The sequence below is a fragment of the Streptomyces sp. CA-249302 genome (assembly GCF_050936785.1).
In the GTDB taxonomy this organism is placed as follows: Bacteria; Actinomycetota; Actinomycetes; order Streptomycetales; family Streptomycetaceae; genus Streptomyces.
In genome coordinates this window covers 7,675,720-7,690,209 of the sequence record NZ_JBNJMG010000001.1, presented here as the reverse complement: position 1 = coordinate 7,690,209, position 14,490 = coordinate 7,675,720, and the positions used below count along the sequence as shown (strand labels likewise).

Annotated in this window: 10 protein-coding genes; 2 read left to right on the top strand and 8 right to left on the bottom strand. The window is 70.8% G+C overall.

Annotation, left to right across the window (positions count from 1 at the left end; all coding sequences use genetic code 11):
• Positions 1-272 precede the first annotated feature (272 nt).
• Positions 273-869, bottom strand: coding sequence for a hypothetical protein (locus ACQEWB_RS34970; protein ID WP_432838190.1), 597 nt, complete (start codon positions 867-869; stop codon positions 273-275).
• A 261-nt stretch (positions 870-1,130) separates the two neighbouring features.
• Positions 1,131-2,546: a proline--tRNA ligase gene (proS, locus tag ACQEWB_RS34965; protein ID WP_432838188.1), complete on the bottom strand. Its 1,416-nt coding sequence runs from the start codon at positions 2,544-2,546 to the stop codon at positions 1,131-1,133.
• A 198-nt stretch (positions 2,547-2,744) separates the two neighbouring features.
• Between proS and ACQEWB_RS34960 the strand changes: the two genes are divergently transcribed.
• Positions 2,745-3,650: an SAM-dependent methyltransferase gene (locus ACQEWB_RS34960; RefSeq protein ID WP_432838186.1), complete on the top strand. Its 906-nt coding sequence runs from the start codon at positions 2,745-2,747 to the stop codon at positions 3,648-3,650.
• On the opposite strand, the gene ftsH is transcribed toward ACQEWB_RS34960, so the two are convergent.
• From ftsH to nsdA, 6 genes are all read right to left on the bottom strand, one after another.
• A complete protein-coding gene (ftsH, locus tag ACQEWB_RS34955) occupies positions 3,647-5,590 on the bottom strand; it encodes an ATP-dependent zinc metalloprotease FtsH (protein WP_432838184.1) in 1,944 nt (647 codons plus the stop codon). The two genes, ACQEWB_RS34960 and ftsH, sit on opposite strands and share 4 nt — an antisense overlap.
• A gap of 100 nt (positions 5,591-5,690) precedes the next feature.
• The gene (gene ffh, locus ACQEWB_RS34950) at positions 5,691-7,253 is read right to left on the bottom strand and encodes a signal recognition particle protein (RefSeq protein WP_432838182.1); all 1,563 of its coding nucleotides are present in this window, start codon (positions 7,251-7,253) and stop codon (positions 5,691-5,693) included.
• An 86-nt stretch (positions 7,254-7,339) separates the two neighbouring features.
• On the bottom strand, positions 7,340-9,787 hold the full coding sequence (locus ACQEWB_RS34945; protein ID WP_432838180.1) for a [protein-PII] uridylyltransferase: 2,448 nt from the start codon (positions 9,785-9,787) through the stop codon (positions 7,340-7,342).
• Between the two features lie 24 nt (positions 9,788-9,811).
• Positions 9,812-10,150, bottom strand: coding sequence for a P-II family nitrogen regulator (locus ACQEWB_RS34940; protein WP_003997576.1), 339 nt, complete (start codon positions 10,148-10,150; stop codon positions 9,812-9,814).
• On the bottom strand, positions 10,147-11,478 hold the full coding sequence (locus ACQEWB_RS34935) for an ammonium transporter (RefSeq protein WP_432838177.1): 1,332 nt from the start codon (positions 11,476-11,478) through the stop codon (positions 10,147-10,149). The genes ACQEWB_RS34940 and ACQEWB_RS34935 overlap by 4 nt, the downstream gene beginning before the upstream one ends.
• A gap of 326 nt (positions 11,479-11,804) precedes the next feature.
• Positions 11,805-13,289: a transcriptional repressor NsdA gene (gene nsdA, locus ACQEWB_RS34930; RefSeq protein WP_432838175.1), complete on the bottom strand. Its 1,485-nt coding sequence runs from the start codon at positions 13,287-13,289 to the stop codon at positions 11,805-11,807.
• A 445-nt stretch (positions 13,290-13,734) separates the two neighbouring features.
• Between nsdA and ACQEWB_RS34925 the strand changes: the two genes are divergently transcribed.
• Complete coding sequence (locus ACQEWB_RS34925; protein ID WP_432838173.1) at positions 13,735-14,394, top strand: bifunctional DNA primase/polymerase; 660 nt, start codon at positions 13,735-13,737, stop codon at positions 14,392-14,394.
• Positions 14,395-14,490: the final 96 nt, after the last annotated feature.

Below are 14,490 nucleotides of genomic sequence, written 5' to 3'. Positions count from 1 at the left end.
CACGGCGAGATTGCCGCGTGGGGTTGCGGTACCCGAGTGCCCGATGGACGCGTCAGCCGGAGGAGAGAGGGGTCCTGTGCGGCTGTCGAGTACAGCTAGCCATTGTGCCACACCCTGCGGGTCACTTCCGGCCGAGGGCGGGGGTACGGGCGCCGGGGCATGCCTAAGGGGCGCCGGGCACCGCAGTCGCCGTAACGACGCTGCGCGGCCCGGCGCCCCGGGGCGGCTGATACCGGCAGCCACGAGATGCCGGTCTCCGAGCCCCCGCGCGGCTAGGCCGCCCCGACGACCTCCGGGATCTGGAAGGGCTTCCCGCAGCCCCCGCAGACGATCGGCGCCTGGGCCAGCACCGAGGGGACGACCCGGACGTTACGACCGCAGTCGCAGACCGCCTTCACGCGCACCCCGCCGCCCGAGGAGCCGTGCCGGGCCGCCGGGCCCCGGAAGCTCTTCGGAGTGTCCGCGGAGGTGGCCGCCGTGTGGGCCTTGAGGGCGCGCTGCAGCCGCTCCATGGTGGGGCGGTAGCGGCGCTTGGCCTCGGGGTTGAGCGTGACCAGCGAGAAGCCGCTGCTGGGATGCGGTTCCTCGGGGTGGTCCAGGCCCAGCTCCTCGGCGATCGCGAGGAATCTGCGGTTGTGGTACCGGCCGGCGCGGGACGTGTCGCGCACGCCGCGTGCCGCGGCGATGCCGTGGACTGCCTCATGGAGCAGTCGCTCGAAGGAGAGTTCGTGACCGCACGCGGACGACGACTCCCCGATCAGGGACTCTGGCGCGGCAAGGTCAGGCAGCTCGGGGTGGTACCGCTGAATATCGGCCCACGCCTCTGCCAGCTCTGCGGCGAGAACAGGTGGTGTCTGTGTCGTGCTCACGTAATGACAACGAGCGGGGGTGCCGCTGTGTTCCTATTCCGGGCCATCCCAAATAATTTGCACGTACCCGTCAGTTGCCGCTGATGCGTGGAGACGAGTACGGGTGCGCTGATCTGCGGAGAAGCCTCACAGCTCGTACCAAGCCGGTACGTAGCCTGACGTACGCACCGGCGCGTAGCGGATGTCCACGCGCCGGTGCGGCTGTGATCCGCAGGTGCGCAAGGGGCGTTTCGGTCGCTCTCGCGGCGGAAGCCCGCTACCTCAGTAAGCGCGCGCGACGACCGCGACGTTACCGGGTGCGTCCTCGGAGTCCGGCACCGACCCGTCGGAAGCGACCAGACACCGTACGGTCACCGCGTGCTCGGCCAGCCGGGCCTCGCCCTCTTCGCCGAGGTCGGCCCACGGGATGCGGGCCCAACCGCCGGCGGCGACCGCCTCGACGGCCTCCTCGATCGTCGACACGTCGGCCGTTCGCGACTCCCGGCGCTCGCGGGACTGGGCCAGGAGCAGCGCCTGGTCCTCTTCGAGCATCGCGGGCAGCAGTCGTACGAGCGTGTCGATCGCGACCGGCTCCTTGCCTCCCGGGATCCGGCGGGCCAGCATCGCCGTGCCGTTCTCCAGGTCGCGGGGTCCGACCTCGACACGTACCGGCACGCCCTTGAGTTCCCAGTCGACCGCGCGGCGGCCGAAGGGGGTGTCGGTGCGGTCGTCGACATGGACGCGGAGGCCCGCCGCCGTCAGCCGGTCGCCGATTTCGCGGACCTTGGCCAGAACCGGCTCGTCGCCCTTGATCGCCAGGACGACGACCTGGATCTGCGCGAGCCGCGGCGGGACGCGCAGGCCTTTGTCATCTCCGTGAGTCATCACCAGGGCGCCGATCATGCGGGTGGTCGAACCCCAGGAGGTCTGCCAGACGAGTTCCTGCTTGCCCTCCCTGGACAGGTACCGGGTGTTGAAGGCCTTGGCGAAGTTCTGGCCCAGCTCGTGGCTGGTGACCATCTGGAGGGCCTTGCCGTCGCCCATCATGCTTTCCAGCGTGAGGGTGTTGATGGCGCCCGCGAAGCGCTCCTTGACCGTCTTGCGGCCGGCCACGAAGTCCATGGCGAGGACGTTCTCGACGAACTCCCCGTAGACGTCGCGCTGGATGTGCGCGGCGAAGTCGCGCGCCTCCTCGTAGCTCGCGTGCGCCGTGTGGCCCTCCTGCCACAGGAACTCCGTGGTGCGCAGGAAGAGACGGGGGCGCAGCTCCCAGCGGACCACGTTCGCCCACTGGTTGATCTTCAGGGGCAGGTCGCGGTAGCTCTGCACCCACTTCGAGAAGTAGTCGTTGATGATCATCTCGGAGGTGGGGCGGACGACCGCGGGCTCCTCCAGCTCCTTGCCGCCGCCGTGGGTGACCACGGCCAGCTCGGGCGCGAAGCCCTCGACGTGGTCGGCCTCCTTGGCGAAGTACGACTGCGGGATCAGCAGCGGGAAGTACGCGTTCTGCGTGCCCGTGGCCTTGATCCGGGCGTCCATCTCGGCCTGCATCCGCTCCCACAGCCCGTATCCGTACGGTCGGATGACCATGGTGCCGCGCACCGGACCGTTGTCGGCCAGCTCGGCCTTGTTGATCAGATCCTGGTACCAGCGCGGGAAGTCGTCCGCCCGGGATGTGAGTACGGGTGCCTTTGCCATGACGGGATGTTACGGGCCCACGTTGCGCCGATGTGAATTCTTTTTTTCCCGTACGGGCAACCCGCAAGCCGGGACCCACAACCCCTGGACGAGCGGTCGAGTGCGGAGTTACCTGGCATACGGGGGGAGTGCGAGCGCACGTCACGGGGGCTACGGAAACGGGCACAGCGGCAACTCACGGCGGATTGGGGCGCTTTGATGACACCTACGCTCGTGCGGCAGCACCCAGCACACGCGGACGAGGCACCCCGTGTGGATCTGTGTGCACGCGCGCGTGACTGGTCCGAGATCCAGGAGCGGATGCTGGTGCCGCTCTACGAGGCCGTCTACGAGCGACTCGAAGTGGGCCGCGGCACCCGGATGCTGGGCATCGGCTGCGGCTCCGGGCTGGCCCTGCTGATGGCGGCCTCGAGAGGCGCGGCGGTCACCGGTGTCGACCACTCCTCCCCCCAGCGGCTCGCCCTCGCGCGCGAGCGGCTGCTCCCGGACGCGTGGGACGCACGCGCGCGTGCCGACACCCGGATCGTCGACGGTTGGCCCGCCGACCTGGCGTCCGCGGGCGACGCGGAGACGCCCGCGTACACCCTGGTGACGGCTTTCGAGCCGATCGGGTGTCTGGCGGGCGACTCGGAGGGGCTCGGCGGGCTGCTGCGGGCAGCGGCACCGCTCGCCGAGCGCGGGGCGCCCGTGGTGCTCGCCGGCTGGGGTCCGCCGGAACGTTGCACCACGTCGTCCGTGCTGCGGGTGGCCACCAGGCTGGCGGATCCTCCCCCTAGCTCTCGACTTCTCTCGATCTGGGGGGACCCCCAGCGCAGCACCGGCAGTTGGCGCCCCGCCCTTCGCGACGACCTGGAGGAGGTGGCCCAGCGGGCCGGACTGAAGCCCGACGGCTCGGGCCGGGTCGGCTGCCCCTTCGGCTACGCCGGCATGGAGAGCGCGGTGCGCGGGCTGCTGTCGACGGGCCTGTTCGACGCGGCGGTCGCGGCGACCGACCAGACCCAGGTGGACAAGGAGCTGACGGAGGCCCTGCACCCGTATCTGCGCCCGGACGGCACGGTGTGGATGCCGAACGTGTTCCGCTACCTGATCGCACGCACGCCCTAGGTGCCGCCGCTCTCCTTCGTCAGGCGGGTGATCCCGGCGATGCGGTACGCGTCCGCCTCCTCCAGGGTCTCCCGTTCCAGCAACGCCTGGGCCAGTGCGTCCAGTTGGCCGCGGTGGTCGACGAGCTTGCGGCGGGCCTCGTCGTAGCACTCGTCGACGATGCGGCGCATCTCGCCGTCGATGACGTCGAGGGTCTGCGGGGCGGCGGCCAGGCCGTACGCCTGCTGGGCGTCGTTCGGGAGGGCGGAGAGGCGGCCGACGCGCTCGCTCATGCCCCAGCGGGCGACCATGCCGCGCGCGATGTTGGTGACCTGTTCGAGGTCGTTCTCGGCGCCGGTGGTGATCACCCCGTAGACGACCTGTTCCGCCGCCATGCCGCCGAGCGCGCCGATGATCCGACCGCGCAGGTACTCCTCGGTGTACGCGTACTTGTCGGACTCCGGCGTCGAGAGCGTGACGCCGAGGGCGCGGCCGCGCGGCACGATGGTGATCTTGCGGACGGGGTCGGCGCCGGGCTGGAGCATGCCGAGGAGGGCGTGCCCGCTCTCGTGGTACGCGGTGCGGCGGCGCTCCTCCTCGGGCATCACCAGGGGCCGTTCCGCGCCCAGTTGGACCTTCTCCAGCGCCTCCGAGAGGTCGGTCTGGGTGACCTGCTCCTGCTTGCGCTTGACGGCGAGGAGGGCGGCCTCGTTGGCGAGGTTGGCGAGTTCCGCGCCGGTCATGCCCGGGGTGGTGCGGGCGACCTGGGCGAGGTCGACGTTCTCCGCAAGGGGGATCTCGCGGGTGTGGATCTGCAGGATGGCCTCGCGGCCGCCGCGGTCCGGGGGCGAGACCATGACGACGCGGTCGAAGCGGCCGGGGCGGGTGAGGGCCGGGTCGAGGACGTCGGCGCGGTTGGTGGCCGCGATGACGATGACGCCCTCCGAGCCCGAGAAGCCGTCCATCTCGGTGAGGATCTGGTTGAGGGTCTGCTCGCGCTCGTCGTGCCCGCCCATGCCCGAACCGCCGCCGCGGGCCCGGCCGATGGTGTCGATCTCGTCGATGAAGATGATCGACGGGGCCACCTTGCGCGCCTCGGCGAACAGCTCCCGCACGCGTGAAGCACCCACGCCGACGATCATCTCGATGAACTCGGACGCCGAGGCCGAGAAGAACGGCACCCCCGCCTCCCCCGCGACCGCCCGCGCGAGCAGGGTCTTGCCGGTGCCGGGCGGGCCCGCGAGCAGCACGCCCCGGGGCATCTTCGCGCCCATCCTGCGATAGGCGTCCGGGTTCTTCAGGAAGTCGACGACGTCGTTGAGCTCGCCCTCGACCTCGTCGATGCCGGCCACGTCCTCGAAGGTCGTCCGGGTCTGCCCCGGCTCCAGCTCCACCGGCCTGGGCGGCGCCTTGCGCCCGAGCATGCCGCCCGCGCCGCCCAGACCCGAGCTCATCCGCCGCGCGATGAACACCCACAGCACGACCAGCAACAGCATCGGCGCCAGCGAGATCAGCAGGTTGGCCAGGAAGCTGCGGTGCTGGACGACCGGCTCGGCCGTGACGGTGACGTTGTGCTTGGTCAGGTCCTCCCAGAGCTGGTCGTCCGCGAAGGACGGGCGCTGGGTGTTGAACTTGGTGTACTTCCCGCCGCCGTCCGGGTTGTCCTGCTCCTTCTTGAGCTGGCCCTGGATCGCGTCGCCCTTGGCGTAGATCTTGGTGACGTTGCCCGCGTCGACCTGCTTGCTGAACTCCGTGTACGAGATGGTCGGCTCGTCGCCCTCGTTGAAGAACGACAGCACCAGGTTGGCGATCAGGTACACGACCAGCGCGGTCAGGATGAGACTCCACCAGCCGCCGCGCATCTTCCGCCCACCCGGCGGCGGCTTCGGCGGCTCCTCCGGGGTGCCCTCGGTGCGCCAGGGCTGGTCGGGCGACTTGCGTGGCGGCGCGGGGTTGCTCATATCGGGACGTTACGACAGGAAGGCCGCACAGGCATGCGGATGTACGACGCCGGGGGCGCCCTTGGTGAAGGGCGCCCCCGGCGTCGTAGGAGATGAGCCGTCAGCCCATGAACTTCTTGAACTCGTCGGGCAGCTCGAAGTCCTGGCCGCCCTGCTGGCCCGGCAGGCCGAAGGCGCCGCCCGGGGCGCCGCCCTGGGGCCCGGCGGCGCGGCGTGCGGCCTCCTCGGCCTCCTGCTGCTTGCGCTTCATCGGGTTGCCGGAGCGCTGCTTGCCCTTGGCCTGCTTCGGCTGCTTCTTGGAGCGGCCGGGGCCGCCGCCCATGCCCGGGACCCCCGGCATGCCGGGCATGCCGCCGCCCTGGGCCATCCGGGACATCATCTTGCGGGCCTCGAAGAACCGCTCGACCAGGTTCTTGACCGCGCTGACCTCGACACCGGAGCCCTTGGCGATACGGGCGCGACGGGAGCCGTTGATGATCGTGGCGTCGGCGCGCTCGGCCGGGGTCATCGACTTGATGATCGCGGCGGTGCGGTCGACGTCCCGCTCGTCGATGTTGTTGATCTGCTCCTTGATCTGGCCCATGCCGGGCATCATCCCGAGGAGCTTCGAGATGGAGCCCATCTTCCTGACCTGCTCCATCTGGGCCAGGAAGTCGTCGAGGGTGAAGTCCTGGCCCTTCTTGGAGGCGAGCTTGGAGGCCATCTTGGCGGCCTCTTCCTCGCTGAACTCCTTCTGCGCCTTCTCGAACAGGGTGGCCAGGTCACCCATGTCGAGGATGCGGGAGGCCATCCGGTCCGGGTGGAAGACGTCGAAGTCGTCGAGCTTCTCGCCGTTCGACGCGAACATGATCGGCTTGCCGGTGACCGAGGCGATCGACAGGGCCGCACCACCGCGGGCGTCGCCGTCGAGCTTGGAGAGGACCACACCGTCGAAGCCGACGCCGTCACGGAAGGCCTCCGCCGTGTTGACGGCGTCCTGCCCGATCATCGCGTCGACGACGAAGAGGATCTCGTCCGGCGAGACCGCGTCCCGGATGTCCGCGGCCTGCTGCATCATCTCCTGGTCGATGCCGAGCCGGCCGGCGGTGTCGACGATGACGATGTCGTGGACCTTGGTCCTGGCGTGCTGGATCGAGTCCTTGGCGACCTTGACCGGGTCGCCCACGCCGTTGCCCGGCTCCGGGGCGAAGACGGCCACGCCCGCGCGCTCGGCGACCACGCTCAGCTGGGTGACCGCGTTCGGGCGCTGGAGGTCGGCGGCGACCAGGAGCGGCGAGTGGCCCTCGCCCTTGAGGTGCTTGGCGAGCTTGCCCGCGAGGGTGGTCTTACCGGCACCCTGGAGACCCGCGAGCATGATCACGGTCGGCGGCTGCTTGGCGAAGCGCAGGCGCCGGGTCTGTCCGCCGAGGACGGTGACCAGCTCTTCGTTGACGATGTCGAGGACCCGCTGGGCCGGGTAACGCGAGCCCGAGACCTCGGCACCGAGGGCACGCTCCTTGACGTTCTTGATGAACGCCCGCACGACGGGCAGGGCCACGTCCGCTTCGAGCAGCGCGATACGGATCTCGCGCGCGGTGGCGTCGATGTCCGCCTCGCTCAGACGCCCCTTGCCGCGCAGATTCTTGAAGGTCGCTGAGAGGCGATCGGAGAGAGTGTCGAACACGGCGGCGTCGGTCCTCGGGAGTCGGGGGCAGTATGGGCGTCTTCAAGGGTATCCCGGGTCGGTACGACACCGGGATCCCGCGTCCGTCATCCCCTGAGGGTCTCCTCCAGCTTGCGCGCCACGGACGCCGCCTCCTCGCCGGGCAGGGGCGCGCCCTCGGGTCCGGTCACGTAGAAGGCGTCCACGGCGTTCGCGCCCAGCGTGGACACGTGCATGCTGCGCACCCGCACCTTGGCGTCGTCCAGCGCCCGTCCGATCCGGTGCAGCAGCCCCGGGCCGTCCTGGGCGCGCACCTCGATGACCGTGGCAAGACGGGACGCGGCCGAGGCGACGGTCACCCGCGGCGGCGGCGCCACGACGCCACGACGGCGCGGATAGGCGGCGTCCCGCTCGGCGAGCCGGCCCGCGATGTCCAGGGAGCCGTCCAGGGCCCGTACGAGGTCGGCGCGCAGCCGGGCGGCCTGCGGCAGTGAGCCGTACTCGGCGGCGACCCGCCAGTCGAGGAGCAGCACAGCGCCCTCGACGCCGTCCGGCAGGTCCAGGGCGCGCAGTTCCGCGGTGCGCACGGTGAGCCGGTGCACGGCGAGCACGCCGGCGACCGCGGGCAGCACGCCCGGCTGGTCCGGTACGGCGATGAGCAGCTCCACGCCCAGCGGTTCGGGGTCGCCGGAGGGCTGGTCCTCGGCCGGCGGCTCGGTCTGGGCGCGCAGGGACAGCACCGGGCTGCCGGTGGCGATCGCCTCGATGGCGAGCCGCTCCTGCTCGGCGGTGGGCGCCGCGGCCTCGGGCTCCTCGGGCACGTCCCCGGCGAGCACGGCCCCGACCCGCTTGACCAGGTCGGCGACGAGCGAACCGCGCCAGGACGACCAGGCGGCCGGTCCGGTGGCCAGCGCGTCGGCCTCGGTCAGCGCGTGCAGCAGCTCAAGGGTGGACTGCGTCCCGACGGCCTCGGCGACCGAGCGCACGGTGGCCGGGTCCTCCAGGTCACGGCGGGTGGCCGTGTCGATCAGCAGCAGGTGATGTCGTACCAGAGTCGCGAGTACGGCGACGTCCTCGCGGTCGAAGCCGATGCGGGCGGCGACGTCCTTGGCGATGATCTCGCCGGCCACCGAGTGGTCGCCGGGCCAGCCCTTGCCGATGTCGTGCAGCAGCGCGGCGACCAGGAGCAGGTCGGGGCGGTGCACGCGGCGGGTGAACTCGGAGGCGCGGACGGCCGTTTCGATGAGGTGCCGGTCGACGGTCCAGATGTGCACGGCGTTGCGCTGCGGCCGGCAGCGGACCCGCTCCCAGTCGGGCAGCAGCTGCGTGATCAGGCCCTCCGCCTCCAGCGCCTCCCACACCTCGATGGTGGGGTGGCCCGAGCCGAGCAGGGTGACGAGCTGTTCGCGGGCCTCTGCGGGCCAGGGCGCGGGCAGGGGGCGCGTGATGGACGCCATGCGCCGTACGGCGTGCAGGGAGAGCGGGAGGCCGGCCTGTGCGGCGGCGGCCGCGGCGCGCAGCGGCAGCACCGGGTCACGCTCGGGGCGCGCGGCGCGGGCGAGCACCACCTCGCCGTCCTGCTCGACCACGCCCTCGGCCAGCGGGGACCTCTCGGCGACGGGTTTCCCGCCGCCCAGCATGGCGCGCAGCCGCGGCCGCACGGCACGCGACCTGAGCACGCGCCCCACCTCGCGCCAGGTGACGTCACTGGCGTACGAGATGACCCGCGCCGACTCGTAGACCTGGCGCAGCAGCGTGTCCGCGTCCAGCAGGCCGAGCTCGGCGGCTACCTGGTCCTGCTCCTGGAGCGCGAGCCGGTCGGTCGCGCGGCCCGTGGCCAGGTGCAGGGCGTCCCGGACGTCGAGGAGCCGGCGCCGGGCGTCGTCGAGGCCCTCGCGCGGGGCGTCGGCCAGCCAGGAGGCGGCGACGGCGCGCAGGGTGGTGGCGTCGCGCAGGCCGCCGCGGGCCTCCTTGAGGTCGGGTTCGAGGAGGTACTGCAACTCGCCCTGGCGCTCGGCGCGTTCGGAGCACAGTTCCTGGAGTTCGGGCAGGCGCCTGGGCGCCTGGTTGCGCCAGTCGGCGAGGACGGCGGTGCGCAGTCCGGCCGTCAGGCCCAGGTCGCCGGCGATGTGGCGGGCGTCCAGGAGGCCGAGCTGGACCTTCAGGTCCTCGGCGGCGGTCTTGCGCGCCTCCCCCGGGGTGCGCACGGAGTGGTCGAGGGCGAGGCCCAGGTCCCACACGGGGTACCAGATGCGGTCGGCCAGCGCGGCGACCGCCTTGGGCTCACCGCCGTCGTGGAGGAGCAGCAGGTCCAGGTCGCTGCGCGGGGACAGCTCGCCGCGGCCGTAGCCGCCGACGGCGACCAGGGAGACCCCGCGCAGCTCCTCGCTGCCGGCGGCGAAGAGGCCGGTGAGCCAGTCGTCCGTCAGCTCCGACAGCGCCTTACGGCGCGGCGGCCCGGACTGCACCCCCTCGGTGAGGAGGCGCAGCCGGGCCGCCGCATAGCCGCTGGGTCCCGAGTCCTCTGCTTCGTTACGCACGTCCGTACTCGACACCCAGCAGCTCCTGTTCTTCTTCTGTCAGAGCGCGTCGGGTCCGCGCTCGCCGGTCCGCACCCGGACGGCCGTCTCGACCGGCAGGGACCAGACCTTGCCGTCACCGATCTTGCCGGTTCGGGCCGCCTTGACGATGACGTCGATCAGCTGCTCGGCGTCGTCGTCCTCGGCGAGGACCTCGATGCGGATCTTCGGGACCAGGTCGACGGTGTACTCGGCACCGCGGTAGACCTCGGTGTGGCCCCGCTGACGACCGTAGCCGCTCGCTTCGGTGACCGTCAGGCCGTGGACTCCGAAGGCCTGGAGGGCCTCCTTGATCTCGTCGAGCCGGTGCGGCTTGACGACGGCGGTGATGAGCTTCATGCGTCCACCTTCTTGCTCTCGGCCTCAGCGGCCACGGCGACCTTGGCGGAGCCGCCGCCGGCACCGCTGAAGTCGTATGCGGTCTCGGCGTGCTCGGCCTGGTCGATGCCCGAGACCTCTTCGTCCTCGGTGACCCGCATGCCGATGGTCTTGTCGAGGAGGAAGGCGAGGACCGCGGAGGCGACCAGGGAGTAGCCGAGGACCGCGCCGACACCGGCGAACTGCTTCCACAGCTGGGTGAAGGAGTGGTCGCCGTAGAAGACGCCGGTCGCGGTGGACTGGCCCTTGCCGGTGGCGAAGAAGCCGATGAGCAGGGAGCCCGCGATACCGCCGATCATGTGGACACCGACGACGTCCAGGGAATCGTCGTAGCCGAACTTGTACTTCAGTCCGACGGCCGCGGCGCAGGCGACACCGGCGATGGCGCCGACGGCGATCGCGCCGAGCGGGGAGACCGCACCACCGGACGGGGTGATCGCGACCAGACCGGCGACCGCACCGGAGGCGGCGCCCAGCGTGGTGAACGCGCCGTGCCGGATCTTCTCGTAGGCGAGCCAGGCCAGCATGGCGGCGGCGGTGGCGACCTGCGTGTTGACGAACATCAGCGCGCCGACGCCGTCGTCGTTGCCGAGCCACGAGCCGGCGTTGAAGCCGAACCAGCCGAACCACAGCAGACCGGCGCCGAGCATGACCAGCGGCAGGCTGTGCGGACGCATCGGGTCCTTCTTGAAGCCGACGCGCTTGCCGATGACCAGGATGACGCCGAGGGCGCCGGCACCGGCGTTGATGTGGACCGCGGTACCACCGGCGAAGTCGATCACACCGAGCTTGAAGGCCCAGCCGTCGGCACCCCAGACCCAGTGGGCGACCGGGACGTAGACGACCGTCAGCCACAGCGCGACGAACAGCGACCAGGCGGAGAACTTGACGCGGTCGGCGATGGCGCCGCTTATCAGGGCCGGCGTGATGACCGCGAACATCATCTGGAAGACCATGAAGACGAAGATCGGGATGGTGTAGCCGTCCCAGAGCTCCGTCAGGCCGACGTTGCTGAGGCCCAGCCAGTCGGAGTTGAAGCCGATGAAGCCGTTGCTGGAGCCGAAGGCAAGCGAGAAGCCGTAGAGCACCCAGAGGATGGTGACGATCCCGATGCTGATGAAGCTCATCATCAGCATGTTCAGGGTGCTCTTGACGCGGACCATGCCTCCGTAGAAGAAGGCCAGGCCCGGGGTCATGAGCAGCACCAGGGCGGAACAGATGAGCATGAAGCCCGTGTTGGCGGCAGACAGCTTGGGAGCTTCTGCGGCGAGCGAGATGGCTGGGGCCATCGGCGTCTCCTCGTCATTGGTACGGCCCCGTGCGGGCGAAGCCTTGAGCGGGCATGAGGGGTGGGCCGGTTATGCGCCATGAGATTGGCGCAGCGCGGTTTCGGTGGAAGCCCCTCGTTGTTTCGCCGCAGTGACGAAGGCGCCCCGTGTGTTACGCCTCGATGAACTGCCGGATGTCGGCCACGTCGATCGTTATCGTCGCGCAACCTTCCGAGAAGGAAAGGATCCGGCCGCGGACGGCCTTCCGATGACCTGGCACGGGGGAGCCGAGTCGGGCTGTTCGGGAAGGCCGGCCGCGGCCGGGGCTCTGGGGATACGGCGGTTTCTCAGACGGCCTCGGCGGTCTCCGGCAGCTCCAGGGCGAGCTTCTCGGTGAGGTCGACGACCTCGGCGAGGCCCCCGAAGTCGCGCACCGCCGTGTCGACGGTCTTTCGAATACGAGTGTTCACGCGCTCGGAGCGGACCTTCTTGGCGATGTACATGGCCTGCCCGGCCAGCACCGCGCTCTGCTCCGGCTCGCGCTGGAGCAGGTGCACGGTGGCCATCCCGATCAGGTTCAGTGCGTACGACCGCTGGTGCTCGGGGTCCTTGGCGAACAGGTCGACGGCCCGCTCCATGACGGGCTGGGCCAGCGAGGCGTATGTCGGGCTGCGGCCCGCGACATAGGCGAGGTCGCGGAAGGAGTGGCTGTTCTCGCCGTGCAGCTCGGCCTCGGAGAAGAAGCGGATCCAGTCCGGATCCGGGTCGTCCCACTCCTCGACGTCGGCGAAGGTGTCCTCGGCCATCCGGACGGCGCGCTTGCACTTGCCGGGCTGCCCCATGTTGGCGTAGGCGCGGGCCTCCATCGCATACAGCATCGACTGGGTGCGCGGGCTCGCGCAGTCCCGGCTGCCGTACTGCGCGAGGTGGATCAGTTCCAGGGCGTCGTCCGGCCGGCCGAGGTGGATCATCTGGCGGCTCATGCTGGACAGCACGTACGAGCCGAGCGGCTTGTCGCCGGCCTCCTTGGCCGCGTGCAGGGCGAGCACGAAGTACTTCTGGGCGGTGGGCTGGAGTCCGACGTCGTACGACATCCAGCCGGCCAGCTCGGCCAGCTCGGCGGCGACCTTGAAGAGCTTGCGGGTGGTGGACTCGGGCTGGGGTTCCTGGAGGAGGTCGGTCACCTCGTGCAGCTGGCCGACGACCGCCTTGCGGCGCAGGCCGCCGCCGCACTGGGCGTCCCACTGGCGGAACATCACCGTGGTCGACTCCAGGAGGTCCAGCTCGGGCTTGGAGAGGCGGCCGACGCGGCGGCTCGCGTCGGCGGGCTCGGGCTCCGGCTGGGCGGCCTGGGGCGAGGGCACCAGCCAGCGCTGCATCGGTTCGATGAGGGACGGACCCGCGGACAGGACCAGCGAGGTCCCGAGGAAGCCGCGCCGCGCCAGCATCAGGTCGCTGCGCGAGAACTCGCTGAGCAGGGCCACCGTCTGCGGGCCCGTCCAGGGCAGGTCGACGCCGGACACGGACGGTGACTGGCGTGCCGCGCGCAGGCCGAGGTCCTCGACGGAGACCACACAGCCGAAGCGCTCGGAGAACAGCTCGGACAGGATCCTGGGAATGGGCTCGCGGGGATTCTCGCCGTCCAGCCAGCGGCGCACCCGGGAGGTGTCCGTGGAGATGTGGTTGGCGCCCAACTGGCGTGCCCGCCGGTTGACTTGGCGGGCGAGTTCGCCCTTCGACCAGCCGCTGCGCACGAACCAGGACGTGAGCAGTTCGTTCGGGCGCTTCTCCGTGCTGGTCGCGGTCGTCCCGCTTCCGCCGTTGCCGCTCACTGGAACGCCCCCATCCCTGAGACCACTTGTCGCTGAGTGCGCCAAGCCCTATCAGAATGCCGGTAAATAGGTCTGCCCGTCCGGTACTTCTCATCCTTCGAACGGAAAGCCGAGTTGCCTCCGGCATACCCACGAGTGCATGTGCCCCCAGGACTCGTGCACTCAAAGTAATCCTACGATCACGGGTCCAGCCATGGCGATCCCGGAAACGCCACCATTCGCCACCCCTTCGAATGAACTCACGGTCGCCCGCACGCGATTCACTTGACATAGGACGACCGGGAGTAGGCGGAGCGGTGCACTCAGGGGCGCGCGTTACCGAGCTCACCACCCGGGGTACTTCCGAGCGCCGCCTGGACCGAGCGGGGCCGGGAAGTCGGGAACACAGCGTCACGTTCCGCATCCGCGTCGTAACCACCGACGCGTCGGACCCGTTGGAGGGGGCATGGGCTTCACGATCGGCGGCATCCGGGAGATCCGCTCCGGCACGCGCAGGCGCGGCGGCCGCTCCTCCGAGTGCACCGCCGTCGCCGAGTTCACCGGCCTGTGGGGCTGGGACGTGGTGGCGGGGGCACGGGCCGCGGGCGGCGCCTGTTCCTGCGGACGGACGGATTGTGGTGAACCGGGGGCGCACCCCCTGGAGTTCGCGCCCCAGGTGCAGGCCGGCGCCACCCTCGACGAAGTGACCAAGACCTGGGGCGAGTTCCCCGGCGCGTCGGTCATGCTTGCGGTCGGCCGCGCGTTCGACGTCATCGAGGTCGCCGAACCGGCCGGCCGCCGCGCGCTGGTCCGCCTGGAGCGCATGGGCCTCCCGGTCGGCCCGGTCACCGCCACCCCCGAGGGCCGCGCCCACTTCTTCGTCGCCCCCGGCGCCGCCACCGAACTCCCCGAGCTGCTCTACCGGATGGGCTGGGACGACCCGACCTCCCTCGATCTGCGCGGCCTGGGCCCGGGCACGTACATCACGGCTCCCCCGTCCGACCGCGGCGGCCGCGGCCCGGTCCGCTGGCTGCGCCAGCCCGCCCTGGACTCGGCGACGAAGCCACCGGCGGCCCGACTGCTGCTGGGGACGCTGGCCTACGTGGCACACCGGTCGCGCGCATAGCCGTATCCGCGAAGGCGTACACAGCGAAGCGCCCGCTCCCAACTGCACCTTGGGAGGCGGGCGCTTCTTCTCGCCGGACGACGTACCAGAGTTGGT